The sequence below is a fragment of the Actinokineospora sp. genome (assembly GCF_052390155.1).
Lineage (GTDB): Bacteria > Actinomycetota > Actinomycetes > Mycobacteriales > Pseudonocardiaceae > Actinokineospora.
On record NZ_JBQTHF010000006.1, the window covers coordinates 155,624 to 177,270 of the forward strand.

A 21,647-nucleotide genomic window follows, 5' to 3' on the forward strand; every position below is an offset into this window, starting at 1 on the left:
CTCGCACCGGTCTGTCGCCGACCGCGGTCGGTGTCGCCGTCGCGCTGGTGGGGTTGCTGGCGGCGGGAGTCGTGGTGGCGAGCCAGGTTCTCGACTCCGGCGACACCGCCGCGGCGCCACCGCCGACTCGGACGACACCGCCGCCGCGCACCGGTCCGATCGGACTGGTGCCCGTCGACGCGCCCGCGGCGTCGGCGCCGGAGTGCGCGGCGCTGCTGGCCGCGCTGCCCGCCGAGTTGACCAGCGGGTCCGTCACGCTGTCCGAGTTGCCGATCGCGGCACCCGCGCCCGCGGGCGTCACCGCGTGGGGCGACCGCGTCGGCGATCCCGTGGTTCTTCGCTGCGGGCTGGCGAAACCGCCCGAGCTGACGCCGACCTCGGCGCTGCGCCAGGTGTCCGGCGTGCGGTGGCTGCCGGTGCCGGGCACCGCGTCGGCCTCGTGGTTCGCCGTCGACCGCACGGTCTACATCGCACTCACGCTGCCGGAGGGCGTGGGCACCGGTCCACTGCAGACAGTGTCCGAAGTGGTCGGTGCGACGCTGCCCGCCCAGCGGGTGACGCCCTAGCGCAGACCGGTGCCGCGCGCCAACGCGGTGTCCACGAGCACGCCCAGCAGGGTCGGGTAGTCCACGCCCGAGACGGCCCACATCTTCGGGTAGGCCGAGGTGGGGGTGAAGCCGGGCATCGTGTTGACCTCGTTGACGGTCAGCGCGCCGTCCGCGCCCACGAAGAAGTCGACCCGCGCGAGGCCCTGGCAGTCGAGCGCGCGGAACGCCTCGACGGCCATGGCGCGCAACCGTTCGGTGACGGTGTCGTCCAGTTTGGCGGGGATGTCGAGTTCGCAGACGTCGTCGAGGTACTTCGCGTCGAAGTCGTACCAGTCGACGCCGTCGACCAGGCGGACCTCGGCGGGCTGGGACGCCTCCAGCCGGCCGTCCGGGAACTCCAGCACGCCGCACTCGACCTCGCGGCCGACGACCGCGGCCTCCACCAGCACCTTCGGGTCGATCTCGCGGGCGAGCGCGATCGCCGCGGCGAGCTGGTCCCACGCGGTGACCCGGCTGATGCCGGTGGACGAGCCCGCGCGCGACGGCTTGACGAACACCGGCAGACCGAGGTGGTCGCGCTCGGCGTCGGTCAGCGTGGCCTGGCCCCGGCGCAGCTCGACGTAGCGGCCGACGGGCAGGCCGTCGGCGGCGAGCAGCTTCTTGGTGTAGCCCTTGTCCATCGCGACCGCGCTGGCGAGCACGCCGGGGCCGACGTAGGGCAGCCCGACCATCTCCAGCAGCCCCTGGATGGTGCCGTCCTCGCCGTACGCGCCGTGCAGCACGGGAAACACCAGGTCGACGCCGGAGAGCACCTCGCCCTCGCGGCCGCGTTCCAGCACCACCAGGCGCGTCGAGGCCGGGTCGGCGGGCAGGGTGAGCGCGGTGCCGGACTCGATGCTCGGCATCGTGCGCTCGTGGATGCGCAGCACCGCCGGGTCGGCCGGGCCGAGCACCCAGGCCCCCTCGCGGGTGATGCCCACGGGCAGGACCTCGAACCGGTCCGGGTCGAGGTTGGCGAGCACACTCGCCGCCGACACGCAGGACACCGCGTGCTCGGTGCTGCGGCCGCCGAACACCACCGCGACCCGGATCTTTGAGCTGGCCATGGCGGACGACCCTACCCGGATGGGCTAACGACGGACCCCGTCGACCTGGTCAGGAGTCGTACCAGGACCGGAATCGCCTCGTGGAGCTGCTCGCGCGAGCACGCCGCGTAGCCCAGGGCGATGCCGAACCAGCTCGCCTGGCCGCTGTGGTGGCGGGCGAGGCCGTCGAGCAGCAGGCCACTACGCGACGCGGCGTCGATGAGGTCGCGCTCGGCGGCGGCCGAGTCCAGCGGCACCACCAGGTGCGCGCCCGCGTCGTCGCCGACCACGGGGACGCCGCCGTCGAGCAGCGCGCCCACCAGCAGGGTGCGCCGCTCGGACAGTTCGCGGCGCAGCCTGCGCAGGTGCCTGCCGAGGTCGCCGTTGCGGGCCAGTTCGACCACGACGAGCTGGCCCGCGGCGGCGGGGCCGGTGCCGGTGGACTCGCGGTGCTCCAGCACGGCGGCGACAACCCCGGGCGGCGCCACCATCCAGCCCGCGCCGAGCGTCGGGGTGAGGATCTTGCTGGTGGTGCCCAGGTGCACCACGACGTCCGGGGCGAGCGCGGCGAGCAGCGGCAGCGGGGCCACGTCGTAGCGCAGCTCGCCGTCGTAGTCGTCCTCGATGACCAGCCAGCCCTCCCGCCGCGCCCGCTCCACCAGCGCCACCCGCCGCCCCGCCGCCATCCGCCGCCCCAGCGGGTACTGGTGCGCGGGCGAGCAGTAGACGGCGCGGGTGCCCAGGGGCAGCGCGTCGAGCAGCAGGCCGTCGGCGTCGACCGGGGCGGGCACGACCCGCAACCCGGCCGCGCGCATGGTTTCCACGGCCCGCTGGTAGCCGGGTTCCTCGACGGCCACGGTGTCGCCGCGGCGCAGCACGGCCGCGGCCAGCTCGGCGAGCGCCGCGGTGGTGCCGCCGGTGGCCAGCACGGATTCGCCGTCGCCGCCGTCGAACTCGGCGCTGACCCGCAGGCCGCGGTGGCGCAGCAGGTGCTCGGCGACGGCCGCGCGATAGGCGGGCAGACCGGCGCGCTGCGGGCGGCGCAGCGGCGCGACGTCGGCCGCGGCCCGCCAGGCGCGCCGCCACGCCGACCGGTCGATCCCGCCGACCCACGGCGAGCCTGGCCGCAGGTCGATGGCGTCGGCCGCGGCCGACTCGGTGCGGGCGCGGCGCGGCCGGGCGCGCAGGGAACCCGGTGGCGCGGTGGTGATGTAGGTGCCGGACCCGTGTCTGCCCGCGATCCAGCCCTCGGCGTGCAACTGCTCGTAGGCGGCGGCGGTGACCGTGCGGCTGACCTTGAGCTGGGCGGCGAGCGTCCGGGTCGAGGGCAGCCGGTCGCCGCTGCGCAGCCGTCCGTCGGCCGCGGCGGTCCGCAGTTCCTCGGCGAGCTGCACGGCCAACGGGGTCGCTGACTCCCGGTCGACGGTCAGCGGCAGCGCGGGGCTCTCCGCCATAAGTGGCCTCCCAGAATTGCTCGGCTGTGGCCCTGTCAGCATGCCACTCGACGCGCCAGGCTGGTCACGTGACCGAGACATTTCCGTCCCCCAGTCAGTCCCCCAGGCTGTCCCCCACCGAGCGCAGCACCGTCCAGCGCGGCAAGAACCGGGCCGTCGCGGACCGGGCGGTGCTGCACTCGATCCTCGACGCCGGGCTGGTCTGCCACCTGTCGACGGTGGTCGACGGCGCGCCGCTGGTGCTGCCGACCGGCTACGGCCGCGACGGCGACACGCTCTACCTGCACGGCTCGACCGGTGCCCGCAGCCTGCGCACGGCGGCGGCGGGCGTCGAGGTGTGCGTGGCGGTGACCCTGGTCGACGGCATCGTCTACGCGCGGTCGGTGTTCCACCACTCGATGAACTACCGGTCCGCGGTGATCCACGGCACGGCGGTGCCGGTGACCGAGCCCGTGGCGAAGATCCGCGCCCTGCGCGCGCTCACCGACCACATGGCGCCCGGATCGTGGGAACACGCGCGCGTGCCCGACGCCAAAGAGCTGGCGGCGACGTCGGTGCTGGCCCTGGACCTGACCGAGGCCGCGGCGAAGATCCGCACGGGCGGGCCCGCCGACGACGAGGAGGACATCGACGCGGGCGCCGCGTGGGCCGGTGTGCTGCCGCTGCGCCAGGTTTGGGGCGCGCCGGAGCCGTGCGAGCTGCTGACCGGGGATTTCGCCGTTCCCGCGCACGTCACAGCGCGGGCGGTACCTGCGCGAGACCGGTGACCGGGTCGACCTGGAAGTGGCCCATCGCGGGCCGGACCGAGCGGTAGACGTGCAGGCTGACCGCCGGGTCGACTCCCGCGTTGCGGACCTGGTGCACGTAGCCCGGCCCGAACACGCGCGACTGCCCGGCGGCGACCTGGTGCAGCACCTTCGATGGCCGCTCCCCCGACGCGCCGCGGGCGACGCGCTCGGTCAGGGTGCCGCACACGACCGTGAACGCGCCCGCGGCCTGGGCGTGGTCGTGCAGGTCGGTGCTCTGGCCGGGGAGCCAGCTCATCAGCCAGACCTCCAGCTCGTCAGTGCGGTCGACCAGGGCGACGAACCGCACGTCGGGGTCGTAGCGCAGCAGCTCGCGCCACCGGGAGCGATCCTCGGCGTACTGCCGGGCGATCAGCGCCGGGTGGGCGCCCGCGGGGATTCCGCCGAGGGCGACGGTGTTGGGCGGCACAGCGAACATGGGATACTCCATCGGGATGCGCGAACACGATGCGGCGCCCCGTGGGGCCGCCGAGAGCGGGCTGGATCACCGACAGGGACAGAGCGCGCCGACGACCCGGCCGAGGTCGTGCTGACCCAGCCGGTCGGGCATGGCGCGTAGTGACACGCCACTAAGGAAAGCAGCCGTCCTCGGAACCGGTCAACGCCGCCCACCAGGTGGGAAGCGCACCCATCCAGGACCCCGCGCGCACCGAATGGTCCATAGCGGAGACGCCAGGCGCCGCGCGGGGAATGCGTGCCAGAGGACGAGAGCAGGTGGACATGGCCGAACGTGTTCGGCGGATTGCCGGAGTGGCCGATGTCGAACGGGTCGAACCACCCGACTCCAGTGCCCTGCTCCAACTCGTCGCGCGTGGTGACGAGCAAGCCTTCGAGAAGCTCTACGGCATCGTGTCCGCGCCGGTCTTCGGTCTCGTCCGGCGCATCGTGCGGGACCCGGCCCAGTCCGAGGAGGTGACCCAGGAAGTGATGCTCGAACTGTGGCGGACCGCCGCCAGGTACGCCCCGGAGCGCGGCAGCGCGATGACCTGGGTCATGACCCTGGCCCACCGCCGCGCGGTCGACCGGGTGCGCTCGGCCCAGTCCGCGACGGACCGGGAGGACAAGGCGTTCCGCCGGGAGACCACCCGCCCGTTCGACGAGGTCGCCGAACTGGTGAACACCCGACTCGAACACGAGCAGGTGCGCCGCTGCCTGGCGAGCCTCACCGACCTGCAGCGGGAGTCGGTCGAACTGGCCTACTACCGCGGACTGACCTACCGCGAGGTGTCCGAACTGCTGGACACGCCGCTCGGAACCATCAAGACTCGACTGCGCGACGGACTGATCCGCATGCGCGACTGCCTGGGGGTGACCCGATGACCGCAGACATCCACGCGCTGACTGGCGCCTATGCGCTCAACGCGATCCCCGAGTTCGAGCGGGCCGCGTTCGAACGCCATCTCGCCGAGTGCGAGTCGTGTGCCCAGGAGGTGCGCGAACTGCAGGACACCGCGACCCGGCTGGGCGAGGCCGCCTCCGAGCAGCCGCCCGCCGAACTCAAGGCGCAGGTGCTCGCCCGGATCGCCGAGGTCCGCCAGCTTCCCCCACTGGGCGACGACCTCGCCGAGCTGCGTGCGGAGAAGGTCGCCCGGCGGCGCTCGCCGTGGCCGATGCGGATCACCGGTGTCGCCGCGGCGGTGCTGCTGGTGGTGTCGGTGTCGCTGGGCTTCCTGCTGGTCGAGAACCGCAAGAACCTCGACTCGGTGCAGGCCCAGTCGGTCGCGATGGCCGGCCTGCTCTCGGCCAACGACGCGAAGTTCGTCAGCGGCTCGACGACGTCCGGCCTCAACGGCACCGTGGTCCTCTCCCGCGACCGCGGCCAGGTCATGTTGCTCGCGGGCGGCGTCCCCACCGCCCCCGACGGCAAGACCTACCAGGTCTGGCTCATGGGCGACGGCGACCCGCGGTCCATCGGCCTGATGGACCCGGACCAGGAGGGCCGCGCGTCGCTGCTGAACGCGTCCTCGGGCATCGGCGGCGCCACGCAGATCGGTGTCACGGTCGAGCCCAACGGCGGCTCGCCGCTGCCCACCAGCGAAGTCGTGATGCAGATGACGTTGCCGGTCTGATTCCGATCCACCGCACTGAGGGCCCTTGCCGCGGCAGGGGCCCTCAGTGCGTCTCCAGGGCGGCCAGCACGTCGGCGACGAGGTCGCGGGTGTCCTCGCAGCCGCACGAGAAGCGGAGCAGGCCCGCGGGCACCGGATCGCCCCAGCGGGCACGTCGATCGGCGGTCGAGTGCAGGCCGCCGAAGCTGGTCGCGGACGTCACCAGGTGGGCCGCGGCGAGGAAGGACGCCACCGCGGCGGCCGACTCCAGTTCGAAGGTGACGACGCCGCCGAAGCGGCGCATCTGCCGGGACGCCACCGCGTGGGCCGGGTCGTGCGGCGAGCCCGGCCAGCGGACACCGCGGACGCGCGGGTGTCCCCGCAGGGCCTCGTAGAGCGCGGCGGCGTTGTCCGCCTGCCGCGCCAGGCGCAGGTCGAGGGTGCCGAGGCCGCGGTGCGCGAGCCAGACCTCGAACGGCCCCGGCACGCACCCACTCGCCGTGCGCTCGGCCCGCAGCCGCGCGGCCAGCCGGGCGTCGGCCGTGCTGATGTGGCCGAGCACGACGTCGCTGTGGCCCGCGAGGGCCTTGGTGTCGCTGGCCAGGGTGACATCGGCGCCCAGTTCCAGCGGCCGCTGGCCGAGCGGGGTCGCCGTGGTGTTGTCCACCGCGACCAGCGCGCCCGCGGCGTGCGCGAGCGCGGCGACCGCCGCGATGTCGCACACGTCGAGGCCCGGGTTCGACGGGGTCTCCAGCAGCACCAGGCGCGCGCCCGCGACGGTCTCGGCCGACCACGGCGCGGCTGTCGGGATCTCGCGCACGTCCAGCTTCAGCGCGGCCAGGTGGTCACGGACGTAGTCGCGGGTCGAGAAGTAGCCGTCGGCGGGCAGCACGACCGTGTCGCCCGCGCCGAGGACCGTGCGCAGCAGCGACGAGACCGCGGCCATGCCCGAGGAGTAGACCACGCACTCGCCGCCGTCGAGGCCGCCGATCGCGGCCTCCAGCGCCCGCCAGGTGGGGTTGTGCGGACGGCCGTACCAGTCGTCGCCATCGCCGCCGAGATGGAACTGGGCGGCGAACACCGGCTGCGGCGGCACGGGCGCGCCGGGGGCGGCGGGCGAGACCCCCGCGTGCACGCACCGGGTGCCGTCGCCGAGGCCGGCGCTCACCGCTCCGGCTTCGTCTTGCGGCCGATCAGCTCGCCCGCCATCTCGCGCGGGTCGAACCCGTCGTGGCACACCCGGTGCACCATCTCGGTGATCGGCATCTCGACGCCGTGCCGCAGCGCCAGCTCACGGATCGACGAGCACGACTTCACGCCCTCGGCGACCTGCCCGTGCGCGGCGGCCTGCGCCTGCGCCACCGTCTCGCCCCGGCCCAGCCGCGCGCCGAAGCTCCGGTTGCGCGACAGCGGCGACGAGCAGGTGGCGACCAGGTCGCCGAGGCCGGCGAGGCCGGCGAAGGTCATCGGGTCCGCGCCGAGCGCGGCGCCCAGCCTGCTGGTCTCGGCCAGGCCGCGGGTGATGAGCGTGGCGAGGGTGTTCGCGCCGAACCCGAGGCCGTCGGCCATGCCGCAGGACAGCGCGATGACGTTCTTGCACGCGCCACCCAGCTCGCAGCCCACCACGTCGGTGATCGTGTACGGCCGGAAGTAGCTGGTGCTGCACGCCTGCTGCAGGGCGACCGCGCGGTCGTGGTCGCGGCAGGCGATGACCGTGGCCGTCGGCTGCTCCTCGGCGATCTCCTTGGCCAGGTTGGGCCCGGACACGACCGCGATCCAGTCCTCCCGCACGCCCGTGACGTCGGCGACGACCTCGCTCATCCGCTTGAGCGTGCCCAGTTCGACACCCTTCGCGAGGCTGACGAGCGTCGCGTCGGGCACCAGCAGGGGGCGCCACGCGGTCAGGTTGTGCCGCAGGCTCTGGCTCGGCACGGCCAGCACGACCGTGGTCGCGCCGTCGATCGCGAGCCGCGGGTCCGAAGTGGACGTCAGGGTGTCGGGGAGCCGGATGCCCGGCAGGTACTCGGGATTCTCCCGGCGCTCGGTGATCGCGTCGGCCACGTCGCGCCTGCGCGCCCACAGCGTGACCTCGCGGCCGGTGTCGGCCATGACCTTCGCGAAGGCGGTGCCCCACGATCCCGCGCCCAGTACGGCGAACTTCTCGTCCATGGGGGTCAGCTCGCGGACTCGTCGGCGTTGCCCTTGACCCCTGGGCGGAAGAACTCCGCGGGTGCCGGTTCCTCGCGGATCTCGGCGAGCAGGTCGCGCACGTCGGCCATGATCAGGTCGGTGACCTCGCGCAGCAACTGGTTGGTGACCGGCCTGGCGCGCTGCGCGGACAGGTCGACCGGGTCGCCGACGACGGTGACGACCCGCTTGCGCGGCAGCGGCCGGAACTTCTTGGTGTAGCCGTTCCAGATGTCGTTGGTGCCCCACCGCGCGGCCGGGACGACCGGCACGTCGTTCTGCAGCGCCAGCCGCGCCACCCCGGTGCGCGCGCGCATCGGCCAGCCGTCGGGGTCCTTGCTGATGGTGCCCTCGGGGTAGATGAGCACGAGCTTGCCCTCCTGCAGCGCCTGGTGGGCGGCACGCAGGCTGTCCCTGGCCTCGGCCGAGCCCCGATAGACCGGGATGCCGCCGGACCCGGCGAGGATGCGGCCGAGTACCGGAAGCTGGAACAGGCTGTCCTTGGCCATGAACCGGGGCACCCGCTTGTGCCGGTGCACGAAGACCGCGTCGTTCGGCGGGTCCAGGTGCGACACGTGGTTCATCACCAGCAGCGCGCCGCCGGTCGCGGGCAGCTTCTCCGCGTCGACGAACGTGCGCTTGCCCAGCCAGGTCAGCGGGTAGAACATCGCCGCCGCGGTGGTGACCCAGAACCCGCCCTTCTCGCGCTTGCCCAACTGCTCCTCCTCCGCGCCCGGTGCCGTGACCAGTGAGTCTCCCTGGCGGACCGGCCGCGGGTCCAGACGGGGTCGGCTGTCAGCTTCGGCCGGCAGTATCGACGGTGTGGTGGACCTCGTGGTGCCGGTGAAGCAGCTCGACCGGGCGAAGTCGCGGCTGCGTGGCGCCGTGCCGGGCGGGCGCGTCGGGCATCGCGCGCTGGTGCTGGCCGTAGTGCTCGACACCGTCACCGCCGCGCTGGCCGCGCCCGGCGTGCGCAGGCTGCTCGTGGTGTGCGAGGACGCCCGGGTGATCGAGGCCCTGCGCGACACGGGCGCCGAGTGCGTCGACGAACGCGGCCTGCCGGGGCTCAACGCGGCGCTGGTCTTCGGCGCGGACCTGCTGCGGGCGGGCGATCCGCACTCGGTCGTCGGCGCGCTGCAGGCCGACCTGCCCGCCCTGCGTCCGGCGGAGTTGGCCGCGGCACTGACCGAGGCGGACGGCCGCCGCGCGTTCGTGCCGGACCGGCCCGGCACGGGGACCACGCTGCTGCTGTCCGCGCCGGGCGGCCCGCTCGCCCCGCGCTTCGGGGTCGGGTCGGCCGCGGCGCACGCGGCGGACGCCGTGCGGGTCGGTGCCGACCTCGCCACGCTGCGCCGCGACGTGGACACCGACGCCGATCTGGCCGCCGCCCGCGAGCTGGGTCTCGGTCCGCGCACCACCCGGGCGGCTCAGGTCGCCTGTGGGGCGCGGTGAGAATTCACTCCGCTGTTCGCAACCGGAGTGCACCGCGCGGACGTCCTTGCCGGACAATGGGACCTTGTGAGCAAGGACAGGACAAAGGACAACGCCAAGAACCCGGCCACGGTGACCGCCGCACTGCCTGCCGTCACCGCCATCGAGCCCGCCGAACCGCGCGGTGTGCCCTCCGCGCCGCCCGCGGTGACCCCGGCGGTCACCGACACCGACCTGCCCGACGACCGCTACCTCAACCGCGAACTGTCCTGGTTGGACTTCAACGCGCGGGTGCTCGCGCTGGTCGAGGACTCCTCGCAGCCGCTGCTGGAGCGGGCCAAGTTCCTGGCCATCTTCGCCGGGAACCTGGACGAGTTCTACATGGTGCGCGTCGCGGGCCTCAAGCGGCGCAACGAGACCGGCCTGTCGGTGCGCAGCGCGGACGGCCTCACCCCGCGCGAGCAGTTGGGCTACATCGCCAAGCGCAACCAGGAACTGGTCGAGCAGCACTCCCGCGCGTTCGCCGAACGGGTGCGCCCCGAGCTGGCCGAGCGCGGCATTCGGATCGCGACCTGGACCGAGGTCACCGACGACGAGCGGGAGCGGCTGTCGGTGTACTTCCGCGAGCAGGTCTTCCCCGTGCTCACCCCGCTCGCGGTCGACACCGCCCACCCGTTCCCCTATATCTCGGGGCTGTCGCTGAACCTCGCGGTGACCGTGCGCGACCCGCAGGGCGGCGTCGAGCGCTTCGCCAGGGTCAAGGTGCCGGACAACGTGCCGCGGCTGGTGGCGATCGACCGCAGCGCCGACGAGCAGGTCGCGATCTTCCTGCCGCTGGAGGAACTCATCGCGGCGCACCTCAACACGTTGTTCGCGGGCATGGACATCATCGAGGTGAACGTCTTCCGGGTCACCCGCAACGCCGACCTGGAGGTCGAGGAGGACCGCGACGAGGATCTGCTGCAGGCACTGGAACGGGAGCTGGCGCAGCGCCGGTTCGGCCCGTCGGTGCGCCTGGAGATCGCCGACGACATGAGCGAGCACATGCTCGAACTGTTGTTGCGCGAGTTGGAGGTGCACCCCAACGACGTCGTCGTGGTGCAGGGCCTGCTCGACCTCTCGTGCCTGTGGCAGCTCTACGGCGTGGACCGCAAGGAACTCAAGGACCCGCCGTTCGTGCCCGCCACGCACCCGGCGTTCGCCGAGCGGGAGACGCCCAAGAGCGTGTTCGCCACCCTGCGCGACGGCGATGTCCTGGTGCACCACCCGTACGACTCGTTCTCCACCAGCGTGCAGCGCTTCGTCGAGCAGGCCGCGAGCGACCCGCATGTGCTGGCGATCAAGCAGACCCTGTACCGCACCTCGGGTGACTCCCCGATCGTGGACGCGCTCATCGACGCGGCCGAGGCGGGCAAGCAGGTGGTGGCGCTGGTCGAGCTGAAGGCGCGCTTCGACGAGCAGGCCAACATCAAATGGGCGCGGGCACTGGAAAAGGCGGGCGTGCACGTCGTCTACGGGTTGGTGGGCCTCAAGACGCACTGCAAGATCGCGCTCGTGGTCCGCCAGGAGGGCGCCACGATCCGGCGCTACTGCCACATCGGCACCGGCAACTACAACCCGAAGACCGCGCGGCTCTACGAGGACGTCGGCCTGCTCACCGCGGAACCGTCGATCGGCGCGGACCTCACCGACCTGTTCAACGTGCTGACCGGCTACGCCCGCCAGGACGAGTACCGCAGCTTGCTGGTGGCGCCCTACGGGGTGCGGCGCGGGATCGTCGAGCGCATCGAGCAGGAGGTCGAGCACCTTCGCGCGGGCCGCCCGGCCGGGGTGCGGATCAAGATGAACTCCCTTGTGGACGAACAGGTGATCGACTCGCTCTACCGCGCTTCGCAGGCCGGGGTGTCGATCGACATCGTCGTCCGCGGGATCTGCGCGCTGAAGCCGGGAATCGAGGGGCTCAGCGACAACATCCGGGTGCGGTCGATCCTCGGCCGGTTCCTGGAGCACTCGCGGATCTTCCACTTCCAGGGGGCAGACGAACACTGGATCGGCAGCGCGGACATGATGCACCGCAACCTCGACCGCCGCGTCGAGGTGCAGGTGCGGGTGACCGATCCCCGGCTCACCGCGCAGCTCGACGCCGTCTTCGAGTCCTGTCTGGACTCAGCCACCCGGTGCTGGGTGCTCTCCGCCAAGGGCGACTGGGAACCGTCCCCCTCGAACGGAACCTCGGTGCGCGACCACCAGGCCGAGTTGATCGCGCGCCAACGCGCACTAGGGTGACGCCGGTGTCGACCACGATCGCAGCCGCGGGCGCGGTGTTGTGGCGGACCGACTCGGCGGGCGCGATCGAGGTCGCCGTCGTCCACCGGCCCCGCTACGACGACTGGAGCCTGCCCAAGGGAAAGCTCGACCCGGGCGAGACGATCCACGCCGCCGCGGTGCGGGAAATCGCCGAGGAGACCGGTTTCACCGCCGTCCTCGGCCGTTTCCTGGTGCGCAACACCTATCCGGTGCCGGGCGCGGTGAAAATGGTCGACTACTTCGCCGCGCGGGCCGCGGCGGGCTCGTTCACCCCGAACGACGAAGTGGACGAACTGCGCTGGCTGACGCCCAAGCGGGCCGGGAAACTGCTGAGCTACCAGGACGACCGCCGTGTGCTCGCGGCGTTCGGCGCCGTCCCGGCCGACACCGTCACCGTGCTGCTGGTCCGGCACGGCCACGCGGGCAAGAAGGACCTGTGGACCGGCGCGGACGACGAGCGCCCGCTGTCGGTGACCGGACGCGGCCAGGTGAGTGCCCTGACGCGGCTGCTGCCGCTGTTCGGGCCGGACCGGGTGTACTCGGCGCCGAAACTGCGCTGCCAGGCCACGGTGCGCCCGCTGGCGGCGTCGCTCGGCGTGCCGGTACGGACCGAGCCCGAACTGTCGGAGTCCGGCCACCGCAGGAATCCGGCCGCCGCGACCGCCCGGTTGCTGGCCATCGCCGCGGCGGGCGGGACACCGGTGGTGTGCAGCCAGGGCGGCGTGATCCCGGATGTGGTCACGGAACTGGCCGCGGAGTCCAGAGTGGAGCTGGGCGAGGTCCGCAGCCGCAAGGGCAGCGTGTGGGTGCTGTCCTTCGGCCCCGGACTCGTGGCGGCGCACTACATCGACCGCCCGGGCTGAGATCACCGCGGCAGTCCGACGCGCCCACACCGCCGAAGCACGCACGCGAGAGCCCCGCACGGGAGAAGCGTGCGGGGCTCTCGCGATGTGCTCTTGCTGCTACTTCTTGGCCGCGCTCACCTTCTTGGCTGGCGTGGCCTTGGCGGTCGCCTTGGGCGTGCTGCTCTGCGTGGCCGTCGTCGCCTTCTTCGCCGCGGGCTTGGCCGCCGGGGTGGCCTTCTTGGCCGCCGTCGCCGTCGCCGCGGCGGGCTTGGCCGCCGTCGGCGTGGCGGTGGTGGCCTTGTCCGCGGTCGTCGTCGCCGCCGCGGCGGGCGTCGCTGCCGCAGCCCGGGGTGTGGCCTTCGGCGCCGCGGCCGCCGGCTTGGCTGCCGCCGCGCGGGTGCGCGTGGTGGTGCTGCGCGTCGCCGCGGCGCGGGTCGTGGTGCCCGCCGCCGCGCGCGTGGTGGTCGCCGCGGTGCCGCGTGCCGCGGCTGCCGCCGGACGCGCCGCCGCCACCTTGGGCAGCTTCTTCGCCCCGCTCACGACCTCCTTGAACATCGTGCCCGCGCGGAACGCGGGAACGTTGGTCTTCTTGACTTTCACCGTCTCGCCGGTACGCGGGTTGCGCGCGGTACGGGCAGCACGGGCGCGCTTCTCGAACACGCCGAAGCCGGTGATGTTGACCTTCTCGCCCTTGTTGACCGTACGAACGATCACGTCGACGAGACCGTCGACCGCAGCGCCTGCGGCCTTCTTGTCGCCAAGGCGCTCGGACAACGCCTCGATGAGTTGGGCCTTGTTCACCCTTCAGTCCTCCGTAAGAGACCACACTGCCGTTTACGGCCGAAACAGGCCGACTTCTCGCCACCGTATGCCTATAGGCGCGTAATTTCCACGCGACGCGCCCGATTTTTCCTTGCATCGTGCGATGTTCGGCCCTTTGGCGGGGGTCGAATCGGGACATTCGGTCGTCGCGCGGCTCCGGCGAGGTCGATTTTCCGGTGCCGCGGCGGGCGCCGGAACCCCTTACGAGAAGGGATTCCGGCCCGCCCATCAGGCCGTCGGCACGGGTGTGGTCACCGGCTTCCACTTGGGCCTGGCCTGCTCGAACTCGGTGACGGCGGTCTCGTGGCGCAGGGTCAGGGCAATGTCGTCGAGCCCTTCGAGCAGCCGCCAGCGGGTGTAGTCGTCGACGAGGAACGGGGCGGTGAAGTCCTTTGCCCGGACGGTCTTCTCCCGAAGGTCCACGGTGACCTCGGTTCCCGGCTCGGCTTCGAGCAACTTCCACAGCAGCTCGACGTCGGACTGCGCGCACTCGGCGGCCACCAGGCCCTGTTTTCCGGCGTTGCCCCGGAAGATGTCGGCGAACCGGGCGGCGACGACGACCCGGAATCCGTAGTCCGACAACGCCCAGACCGCGTGCTCCCGCGAGGATCCGGTGCCGAAGTCGGGGCCCGCGACCAGCACACTGCCCGATCGGTACGGCTCCTGGTTGAGCACGAATTGCTCGTCGGCGCGCCAGGCCGCGAACAGCCCGTCCTCGAACCCGGTGCGGCTGACCCGCTTCAGGTAGACCGCGGGAATGATCTGGTCGGTGTCCACGTTGGACCTGCGCAGGGGTACGCCTACTCCGGTATGCGTGGTGAACGGCTGCATCGGTTGTCAGTCCCTCAGGTCGTCGCGAGCAGGTCTTCAGGCGAGGACAGCGTGCCGCGCACCGCGGTCGCGGCGGCCACCAGCGGGGACACCAGGTGCGTGCGGCCGCCCTTGCCCTGCCTGCCCTCGAAGTTTCGGTTCGATGTGGACGCACTGCGCTCGCCCGCGGCGAGTTGGTCGGGGTTCATGCCAAGGCACATCGAGCAGCCCGCCTGCCGCCATTCCGCGCCCGCGGCGAGGAACACCTGGTCCAGACCCTCGGATTCGGCCTGCGCGCGGACCCGCATCGAGCCGGGCACCACCAGCATTCGCAAGCCGTCGGCCACCTGCCTGCCGCGCAGCACATCCGCGGCGGCGCGCAGGTCCTCGATCCGGCCGTTGGTGCAGGAGCCCAGGAACACGGTGTCGACGCTGATGTCGCGCAGCCGCGTGCCCGGCGCGAGGTCCATGTACGACAGTGCCCGCTCGGCCGCCACCCGCTCGTTCTCGTCGGCGATCTGCTCCGGGTCGGGGATGCTCGCCGACAGCGGCAGTCCCTGGCCGGGATTGGTGCCCCACGTGACGAACGGGGTGAGCGCGGCGGCGTCGATGACCACCTCGGCGTCGAACTCGGCGTCGTCGTCGGTGCGCAGTTCGCGCCACGCGGCGACGGCGTCGTCCCAGTCCACTCCAGACGGCGCGTGTGGACGGCCCTTCAGATAGGCGAAAGTCGTCTCGTCGGGGGCGATCATCCCGGCCCGCGCGCCCGCCTCGATCGACATGTTGCACACCGTCATCCGGGCTTCCATCGACAGTGTCGCGATAGCCGGGCCGCGGTACTCCAGCACGTAGCCCTGCCCGCCGCCGGTGCCGATGCGGGCGATGACGGCGAGGATGACGTCCTTCGCGGTGACCCCTGGGCGAAGTTCGCCATCGACGGTGACGGCCATGGTCTTGAAGGGACGCAGCGGCAGCGTCTGGGTGGCGAGCACGTGCTCGACCTCGGAGGTGCCGATACCGAAGGCCAGCGCGCCGAACGCGCCGTGCGTGGAGGTGTGGCTGTCGCCGCAGACGACCGTCATGCCGGGCTGCGTGAGCCCGAGCTGCGGGCCGACGACGTGCACGATGCCCTGTTCGATGTCACCCATCGGGTGCAGCCGGACACCGAATTCCGCGCAGTTGCGGCGAAGCGTGTCCACCTGAGTGCGCGACACCGGGTCCGCGATTGGGAGATCGATCCCAATTGTCGGAACGTTGTGGTCCTCGGTCGCTATCGTCAGGTCGGGCCTGCGCACCGGCCTGCCACCCGACCGAAGACCGTCGAACGCCTGCGGACTGGTCACCTCGTGCACCAGGTGCAGGTCGATGTAGAGCAAATCAGGTTCGGCGCCGCTGCCGCGCCGCACCACATGCTGCTCCCACACCTTCTCGGCGAGCGTCTGAGCCATCGCTCATCACCATCAGCTTCCCACGGACTGGACTTCCCACATGACGGGAAAGTAGTATCGAGACGTGGGACAGCATAGCGGCATCGGTGTTCTGGACAAGGCAATGGCCGTACTGCAGGCCGTGGCCAAGGAGCCCTGTGGGCTGGCGGAGCTGTGTACCAAGACCGGACTGCCTCGGGCCACGGCCCACCGGTTGGCGGTCGGCCTGGAGGTGCATCGTCTGCTGCGCAGGGGAACCGACGGCAGGTGGCGGCCTGGCGCGGCGCTCGGCGAACTGGCGGGAGGGGCGACCGACCCGCTGCTCGACGCCGCGACCGCCGTGCTGCCGCGGCTTCGCGACCGCACCGGCGAGAGCGTGCAGCTCTACCGCCGCGACGGTCTACACCGGATCTGTGTGTGCTCCGCGGAGCCGCCCAGCGGCCTGCGCGACACCGTCCCGGTCGGCGCGCGCCTGCCGATGACGGCCGGTTCCGGCGCGAAGGTGCTCGCGGCGTGGGCCGATCCGGCGACACAGCGGAGTCTGCTGGTGGACGCGGTGTACGGGGAGCGCGCCCTGCTGGAAGTCCGGCGGCGCGGGTGGGCGCAGAGTGTGGCGGAGCGGGAACCGGGAGTGGCGAGCGTGTCGGCGCCGGTGCGGGACGCGTCCGGGGCGGTGGTCGCGGCGGTGTCGGTGTCCGGGCCCATTGATCGGATGGGGAGGCGACCGGGGGCACGGTGGGCGGCGGACCTGCTGGCGGCGGCCGATGCCCTGCAGAACCGGTTGTAGGGGGCGGCACGGGTGTCCGCCGGGGCGATCAGCGGCGGCGGGGCGAGGTCGACCAGTCCGGGCAGGCGGTTCAGCCGGTCGAGCGCTCGGCGCGGGCGGACCGGACTCGGGCGTAGGCGACGAAAGCCGCGGCGAGACCCACTTCCGCGGTGAGGATCGCCGCGGCGGCGGCCGGTCCCACCCACGAGGTGAGCGTGACGTACCACAGGCCGACCAGGAACCAGGCCAGCGCGGCGAGGAAGACCGCGGTGGCCACGCCGTAGCCGACGTACGCGGCGTGGTCGGCGGCGCGGTAGGACCTGGACTGCCCGCGTCTGCGGTGGACGACAAGCCATGCCCAGTACCGGTAACTCTGCCGCCGCAGGTCATCCATGCCGAGCGCGTGGTTGATCATGTGGTAGCCGTCCATCTGCAGGAACGGGATGAGGTTCATCAGCGCCCCGGCGGTGCCGAACAGAACGATGGACGCCGCCGCGCCGCGCCACCAGCTGTCCGGTTCGGCCGACAGCCACCACAGCGCGAAGGGCACCATCGCCAGCAGGCTGGTGAACACGCCCGCGAACGCGGTGTAGACCCGCTCGCGGCGGCGTGGGAAGAACCTGGTGTCCTCGGTGTTGCAGAACGGCGCGAAGATCGGAAACCGCCACAGCAAGCCGATCTCGCGCACGGTGCCGCCGAAGTGCTTGCAGGCCAGGCCATGCGCGCACTCGTGCAGGGCGATCACCAGCCAGGTCACCGGGAACGACAGCGGCAGCGCCGCCCACCGCCCGCCCGTGGCGAAGTCGGCGACCATGTCCTCGGCGCGCACGGCGACCAGGACCACCAGGGCGACCGCCAGCGCGGCGCCGGGCAGCACGAAGAACGGCGAGAACAGCCAGGACAGTCGTCTCGCCAGTACCGACAGCCACCGGTCCGGGTTCACCAGCACGAACCGGCGCTGCAACAGAGAACTCCGCCTGCTCGCGGTGTCCCCCTCCTGCCGGAGGCGAGCCAACTCCTGCTCATCCACCTCCCCCGCCATGAGCTGCCGCGCGCCCAGCATGGTGAAGATCTGCCGCCAGCTCTGCGGGCCGAGCATGCGCCCGTAGTGATCGGCATAGGCGTGCTCGATGTCGGCGGCGGTGTGCCGTCCGTCCATTCGGGACACGACGAAGAACTCTTTCTCGCCGAGCCGGTACACCCGGTTCGTCCGCCGGTCCTTCACGTGGTGGACGAGCGCGTCATCGCGCCGCTGGGCAGGCCCGAAGATCACCTCTGGACGGAGGGTCGGGCGCGCCGCCGTCCGGGCGTCGGTCACGCCCGCACTGCCGAATCGAGCACGGCCTTGCGGAGGATGTAGGACAGGTACACCTCGTCGGCGATGGTGACGCCGAGCCGGTTGTTGGTCATGTGCAGATACGAACTCAGCAGAATGGCCAGCGCCGAGTCCACATCGGACACCGGCCCGCGGGCGAAGACCAGCTCGCCCCGCTCGGCGAGCACCGTGGTCCTGGCGCGCAGGTCACGCACGTGGTTCAGCCATTCCGTTTCCAGCGCGGTGAGTTCGGCGTCCCGGCCCGCCACCCGATCCCGGATCTCGGCCACCCGGGCGGTCAGCCGCGGCGCCATCCGCGCGTAGCTGGCGTCGAAGACCTCGTAGCGCTTCGGGCTGTCCTCCTGGAAGTTGGTCTCCCAGAACGTCCGGTAGTCGGTCAGGAAACGCGCGACCCGGTCGGCGGTGCGGAGGAACTCGAAGCACAGCACGGCCGCGAGCTGGACGGACTGGCCGAGCAGTACGGTTCGCACGTGCACGTTCGTGGTGCCGAGCAGCCGGAGCACGATGTCGCTGGACTTCTCGAAGTGCCACTCCGACACCTCCAGTCCGGCCGGGCCGCCGTACCGGTCGTACTCCGGTTCGTAGGGGAGGTAGTCGAAGCTGTTGTTCGCCCGGAACGGCATGCCCGCGTCGCCGTAGGTGGCTGCCCAGCTCTGCTCGCCGTACTCGGCCACGTACAGCCTGCGGTACAACACATCCATGCCCGCCCGGTCGGCGTCGTACAGGGCCGGGCGGCGGCGCAGGAACCCGGCCAGCGCGGCCTCCAGTTCGGCGCGGATCACGTCGGGGTCCGCGTCCGGCGCGGGCAGCAGCCGGATTCGGACGTGCGGACCCTCCAGCCAGTAGGTGATGAAGAAGAAGCGGGTGATCAGCCCCCGCTCGCGCAGCCCGGCGACGAGCGGCCGCACGCAGTCGACCAGCATCGGGTTGGCGTTGCTGGCATAGAACACGTGCACGGAGATCCACTGCCGAACCTCGGGCGCGGTGCGGGTCATCACGACTCCCTGCGGACGTGGTCGAGTTCGACGGTCAGTTCGGTCACGTACCGCTTGCCGTCGCGGCGCAACCACAGCTCGCTGTGGTCGGGCGTCATCTCGGTCATCACCAGCCGCGAGTCGGCGCCGCGCGCCATCGCGTCCAGCAGCACCAGCGCGAAGTAGTTGTCGAAGTCCACGTACAGCGGCTTGTGCTCCGGCGGCGCGTCACCCGCGCCAGCGTCACCGTCCACAGCAGACGAACGGCTCGCCGCGTCCGCGGTGACGAACACGTGCCGCGGCACCCCGTTCGCCTCGCGCCACCGGGCCCAGTCGAGGAACCACCGCTCCTCCCCCTGGCCCGCGACCGGGCGCGGCAGGTAGTCCGGGTGCACCTTCCACATTCGCCGCTGCAGCACCACATTCCGGTAGGTGATCCGCGGATAACAGGCGATGGTCTTGCCGGGCAGCGACACGTCGGTGCCGCTCCAGAGGTCGAACTGCGCCATGGACGTGTAGGAGAAGTTGAGCAGCACCTGCTGGACCTCGGGCAGTGCCATCGGCATGAGGAAACCCAGGTACACCGGGATGATCTCCACGCCGAGCCGCCGCGACCGAAGCACCAGCCGGTCCGCGCGCTCGTCGTGCTCGATGTAGAGGTCTTCCACCGGCACCTGCTCGTCCGGCGGCCGGGTGCTCAGCTCGCCGGGGCACACCAGCTCGTAGTCGGTGACCCGCGGGTGCAGGTTGAGGTTGGTGCTGTCGTACCCGCCCTTGAGTTCGGCGAACACCGCGCCGTCGGGCCGCAGGCGGCGCAGCGTCTCGCGCAGCCCGGCGACCATGGACGCGTGTTCCTCGTCCTCGAACAGATGCGCGAACCGGGAGAACAGCAGGGTCAGTCCACTGTAGATCCGGTTGATCACCACGAGCGGCTCGCGCACCCCGTCGTCGGCGACCTGGAGGAAGAACGACAGCGGCCGCAGCGAGCCGAGCGAGTCCGGCATCAGGTCGGCCACGGTATCCACAAAGGACTCGTCGAGCGCCAGCTCGGTGGCCCCGGCGGGCAGCCGCGCGTACCGCTGGTTCATCAGCGCCGCGGTGTGCTCCCGCGCCTCGTCCAGCGCGGCGATCTCGGGCTGCTTGAACCAGTTCTCCTGGCGGACGTACCTGTTGTCCTTGTCGAACGCCCGCCTGCGCATGAGCCTGCCGGTGTAGTGCTCGAAGAAGTCCCGCTGGAACTCGTGGGCGAAGCTCAGGAAGTCGGCGCAGTGACCGCCGGAGCCGTTGCGGGCGACGAAGAATCCCTTGGTGACCAGCCGCCTGCCGAGGTTCAGGTCGAACATCGGCAGGATCCGGCCGAGATCGCGCAGCCCCGGCAGCAGCCGACGCTCCCACAGGTCCCGGTCGCCGACCACCGTGGCGGTCCGCTCGGTGGCATCCTCGTACAGCACGGTCCGCGGCACGGCGACCTGCCCGTGCCCCAGTTCGCCGTGCAACTCGGCCAGCGCGGTGGCGATCTCGCCGAGCAGCGCGCGGCGGCCGTCCGTGGTCGCGGCCGGATAGGCGTCGACCCGGTCCGCCACCTCGGCCAACCCGCTCGCCAGCGAGTGCGACCACGGCCGGTCGAGTTCGCGCAGGCACTCACGGTACCTGGCGAACGGGTCCGGCCGGTGGATGTCCAACTGCAGTTGCGGCACCACGAGCAGGCCGAGGCGCAGCAGGTGGCCGAGATACGCGGCGACGGCCTCGCGGGTCCGGCCCGCACCGTCCCGCGCGTACAGCAGTTCGGCCAACTCGGCCATGCGCAGCTCCCCGCGCTCGCCGAGCAGGTCGAGGGTGTCGGTGAGCAGCGGCCCAGTCGGCAGGTAGAACAGCGTCTCGTGCACCGGCTCCATGGTGACCGCGGCGTCGGGGTCGTCATCGACGGTCCGCTGCCTGCGCAGATAGCGGATCCGGTCGTGGTGCGTCTGCCAACCCGCAGTGGCCCGCACCGGGAGCTGCCACCTGATCGACTCGTCGGCCGCCGCCATTGTGGACAGTCGAGCGAGCACCGCCATGTTCAGCCTGGTCCTGCTGCGCTTGCCGGTGCCGCCGAACTCGACGGCCAGCGGCACCCCCAGACCATCCACATAGGACCCGAGGTTCACCGTGGTGAAGGTGCTGAACGGGCTGGTCTTGCCCGCCGTGCGCAGCAGGTACTCCGTCAGCGACCGCTCGATCCGGCGCGCCCGCTTGCCCAGCCTGCCCGCGGGCGCGTCCAGGTAGGTCGGCAGGTAGGTGTCCAGCGTCGGCGACGACAGCAGAATCCCGTTGCGCAGGTCGGGCGTGCGCGCCAGTTCCCGCAGCCGGGCGCGGCGGGCGAGCAGCTCGGCCGCGAACGTGTCCGGCCCGGCCGCCAGTTCCCGCTGCCAGGCGCCGAAATCGGCGAGCCACGCGCCCAGTTTCGCAAGCGTGTCCCGGTCGAGGGCCCCGGACTCGACGACGGCGTCCGCCCCGCGCGGCCGACGCAGGGCGAACACGTCCCGCCGCAGGTTGATCAACCGCTTGCGCAGTCGGTCGTCGTCAAGGTGGCGCGCGACCGCCTCGCCCAGCAGGCAGGCGAGGATCCGCCCGGTGTCGGTCAGCCCGCGCTCGATGTCCAGCACCAGCCTCGTCCACCGGGCGCTGTCGGTGAAGGCCAGTTCGTCGGCGGCGTCGATGGGCATGCCCGCCGTTCTGAGCATGAAGAACGGCGCCGTCAGCCAGCCGTCCGTGCCCGGGTCGACCCGCTGTTCGTCGATGACGGTCATACGTGCTCCTCG

The 21,647-nt window shown here is 72.0% G+C and carries 20 protein-coding genes; 8 read left to right on the forward strand and 12 right to left on the reverse strand.

The window, feature by feature from the left end; translation table 11 throughout:
• The first annotated feature begins 47 nt into the window (after positions 1-47).
• A complete protein-coding gene (locus ACT4N7_RS02925) occupies positions 48-566 on the forward strand; it encodes a DUF3515 domain-containing protein (protein WP_444826980.1) in 519 nt (172 codons plus the stop codon).
• On the opposite strand, the gene ACT4N7_RS02930 is transcribed toward ACT4N7_RS02925, so the two are convergent.
• Both ACT4N7_RS02930 and pdxR read right to left on the reverse strand, forming a co-directional pair.
• A complete protein-coding gene (locus ACT4N7_RS02930) occupies positions 563-1,654 on the reverse strand; it encodes a D-alanine--D-alanine ligase family protein (protein WP_444826981.1) in 1,092 nt (363 codons plus the stop codon). The genes ACT4N7_RS02925 and ACT4N7_RS02930 overlap by 4 nt on opposite strands.
• An 11-nt stretch (positions 1,655-1,665) precedes the next feature.
• Entirely contained in the window at positions 1,666-3,087 is a 1,422-nt protein-coding gene (gene pdxR / locus ACT4N7_RS02935) for a MocR-like pyridoxine biosynthesis transcription factor PdxR (RefSeq protein ID WP_444826982.1), read from the reverse strand.
• A 68-nt stretch (positions 3,088-3,155) separates the two neighbouring features.
• Here pdxR and ACT4N7_RS02940 point away from each other — a divergent pair, with 68 nt between their 5' ends.
• Positions 3,156-3,854: a pyridoxamine 5'-phosphate oxidase family protein gene (locus ACT4N7_RS02940; RefSeq protein WP_444826983.1), complete on the forward strand. Its 699-nt coding sequence runs from the start codon at positions 3,156-3,158 to the stop codon at positions 3,852-3,854.
• On the opposite strand, the gene ACT4N7_RS02945 is transcribed toward ACT4N7_RS02940, so the two are convergent.
• Entirely contained in the window at positions 3,820-4,311 is a 492-nt protein-coding gene (locus ACT4N7_RS02945) for a cysteine dioxygenase (protein ID WP_444826984.1), read from the reverse strand. The two genes, ACT4N7_RS02940 and ACT4N7_RS02945, sit on opposite strands and share 35 nt — an antisense overlap.
• 302 nt (positions 4,312-4,613) lie before the next feature.
• Between ACT4N7_RS02945 and ACT4N7_RS02950 the strand changes: the two genes are divergently transcribed.
• Positions 4,614-5,213, forward strand: coding sequence for a sigma-70 family RNA polymerase sigma factor (locus ACT4N7_RS02950; RefSeq protein ID WP_444826985.1), 600 nt, complete (start codon positions 4,614-4,616; stop codon positions 5,211-5,213).
• The gene (locus ACT4N7_RS02955; RefSeq protein ID WP_444826986.1) at positions 5,210-5,962 is read left to right on the forward strand and encodes an anti-sigma factor; all 753 of its coding nucleotides are present in this window, start codon (positions 5,210-5,212) and stop codon (positions 5,960-5,962) included. The genes ACT4N7_RS02950 and ACT4N7_RS02955 overlap by 4 nt, the downstream gene beginning before the upstream one ends.
• A 43-nt stretch (positions 5,963-6,005) precedes the next feature.
• On the opposite strand, the gene ACT4N7_RS02960 is transcribed toward ACT4N7_RS02955, so the two are convergent.
• Genes ACT4N7_RS02960 through ACT4N7_RS02970 form a run of 3 tightly spaced genes read right to left on the reverse strand, consistent with a single transcriptional unit; the run spans position 6,006 to position 8,844 of the window.
• Positions 6,006-7,109, reverse strand: a complete 1,104-nt coding sequence (locus ACT4N7_RS02960) for a cystathionine gamma-lyase (RefSeq protein WP_444826987.1) — start codon at positions 7,107-7,109, stop codon at positions 6,006-6,008.
• A complete protein-coding gene (locus ACT4N7_RS02965) occupies positions 7,106-8,110 on the reverse strand; it encodes an NAD(P)H-dependent glycerol-3-phosphate dehydrogenase (protein WP_444826988.1) in 1,005 nt (334 codons plus the stop codon). Before ACT4N7_RS02965 ends, ACT4N7_RS02960 begins: the two co-directional genes overlap by 4 nt.
• A 5-nt stretch (positions 8,111-8,115) precedes the next feature.
• Positions 8,116-8,844, reverse strand: a complete 729-nt coding sequence (locus ACT4N7_RS02970; RefSeq protein ID WP_444826989.1) for a lysophospholipid acyltransferase family protein — start codon at positions 8,842-8,844, stop codon at positions 8,116-8,118.
• A 109-nt stretch (positions 8,845-8,953) separates the two neighbouring features.
• On the opposite strand from ACT4N7_RS02970, the gene cofC reads away from it, so the two are divergent.
• From cofC to ACT4N7_RS02985, 3 genes are all read left to right on the forward strand, one after another.
• Entirely contained in the window at positions 8,954-9,580 is a 627-nt protein-coding gene (cofC, locus tag ACT4N7_RS02975; protein WP_444827049.1) for a 2-phospho-L-lactate guanylyltransferase, read from the forward strand.
• A gap of 66 nt (positions 9,581-9,646) precedes the next feature.
• A complete protein-coding gene (locus tag ACT4N7_RS02980) occupies positions 9,647-11,845 on the forward strand; it encodes an RNA degradosome polyphosphate kinase (RefSeq protein ID WP_444826990.1) in 2,199 nt (732 codons plus the stop codon).
• A gap of 5 nt (positions 11,846-11,850) precedes the next feature.
• A complete protein-coding gene (locus tag ACT4N7_RS02985) occupies positions 11,851-12,729 on the forward strand; it encodes an NUDIX hydrolase (RefSeq protein ID WP_444826991.1) in 879 nt (292 codons plus the stop codon).
• Positions 12,730-12,828: 99 nt separating this feature from the next.
• Here the strand turns inward: ACT4N7_RS02985 and ACT4N7_RS02990 are convergent, their stop codons facing one another.
• The 3 genes from ACT4N7_RS02990 to leuC form a co-directional block, all read right to left on the reverse strand.
• Positions 12,829-13,512: an HU family DNA-binding protein gene (locus tag ACT4N7_RS02990; RefSeq protein WP_444826992.1), complete on the reverse strand. Its 684-nt coding sequence runs from the start codon at positions 13,510-13,512 to the stop codon at positions 12,829-12,831.
• A gap of 249 nt (positions 13,513-13,761) precedes the next feature.
• Positions 13,762-14,364, reverse strand: coding sequence for a 3-isopropylmalate dehydratase small subunit (leuD, locus tag ACT4N7_RS02995; protein WP_444826993.1), 603 nt, complete (start codon positions 14,362-14,364; stop codon positions 13,762-13,764).
• Between the two features lie 14 nt (positions 14,365-14,378).
• Positions 14,379-15,791 carry a 3-isopropylmalate dehydratase large subunit gene (gene leuC / locus ACT4N7_RS03000; RefSeq protein ID WP_444826994.1) on the reverse strand — a complete coding sequence of 471 codons (1,413 nt, stop codon included), beginning with the start codon at positions 15,789-15,791 and terminating at the stop codon, positions 14,379-14,381.
• A gap of 64 nt (positions 15,792-15,855) precedes the next feature.
• Between leuC and ACT4N7_RS03005 the strand changes: the two genes are divergently transcribed.
• On the forward strand, positions 15,856-16,557 hold the full coding sequence (locus ACT4N7_RS03005) for an IclR family transcriptional regulator (RefSeq protein ID WP_444826995.1): 702 nt from the start codon (positions 15,856-15,858) through the stop codon (positions 16,555-16,557).
• A 70-nt stretch (positions 16,558-16,627) separates the two neighbouring features.
• Here ACT4N7_RS03005 and ACT4N7_RS03010 read toward each other — a convergent pair whose 3' ends face one another.
• Genes ACT4N7_RS03010 through ACT4N7_RS03020 form a run of 3 tightly spaced genes read right to left on the reverse strand, consistent with a single transcriptional unit; the run spans position 16,628 to position 21,635 of the window.
• Positions 16,628-17,854 carry a M50 family metallopeptidase gene (locus ACT4N7_RS03010; RefSeq protein WP_444826996.1) on the reverse strand — a complete coding sequence of 409 codons (1,227 nt, stop codon included), beginning with the start codon at positions 17,852-17,854 and terminating at the stop codon, positions 16,628-16,630.
• The gene (locus ACT4N7_RS03015; protein WP_444826997.1) at positions 17,851-18,867 is read right to left on the reverse strand and encodes a thiopeptide-type bacteriocin biosynthesis protein; all 1,017 of its coding nucleotides are present in this window, start codon (positions 18,865-18,867) and stop codon (positions 17,851-17,853) included. Before ACT4N7_RS03015 ends, ACT4N7_RS03010 begins: the two co-directional genes overlap by 4 nt.
• Positions 18,867-21,635 carry a lantibiotic dehydratase gene (locus tag ACT4N7_RS03020; RefSeq protein ID WP_444826998.1) on the reverse strand — a complete coding sequence of 923 codons (2,769 nt, stop codon included), beginning with the start codon at positions 21,633-21,635 and terminating at the stop codon, positions 18,867-18,869. Before ACT4N7_RS03020 ends, ACT4N7_RS03015 begins: the two co-directional genes overlap by 1 nt.
• Positions 21,636-21,647 lie beyond the last annotated feature (12 nt).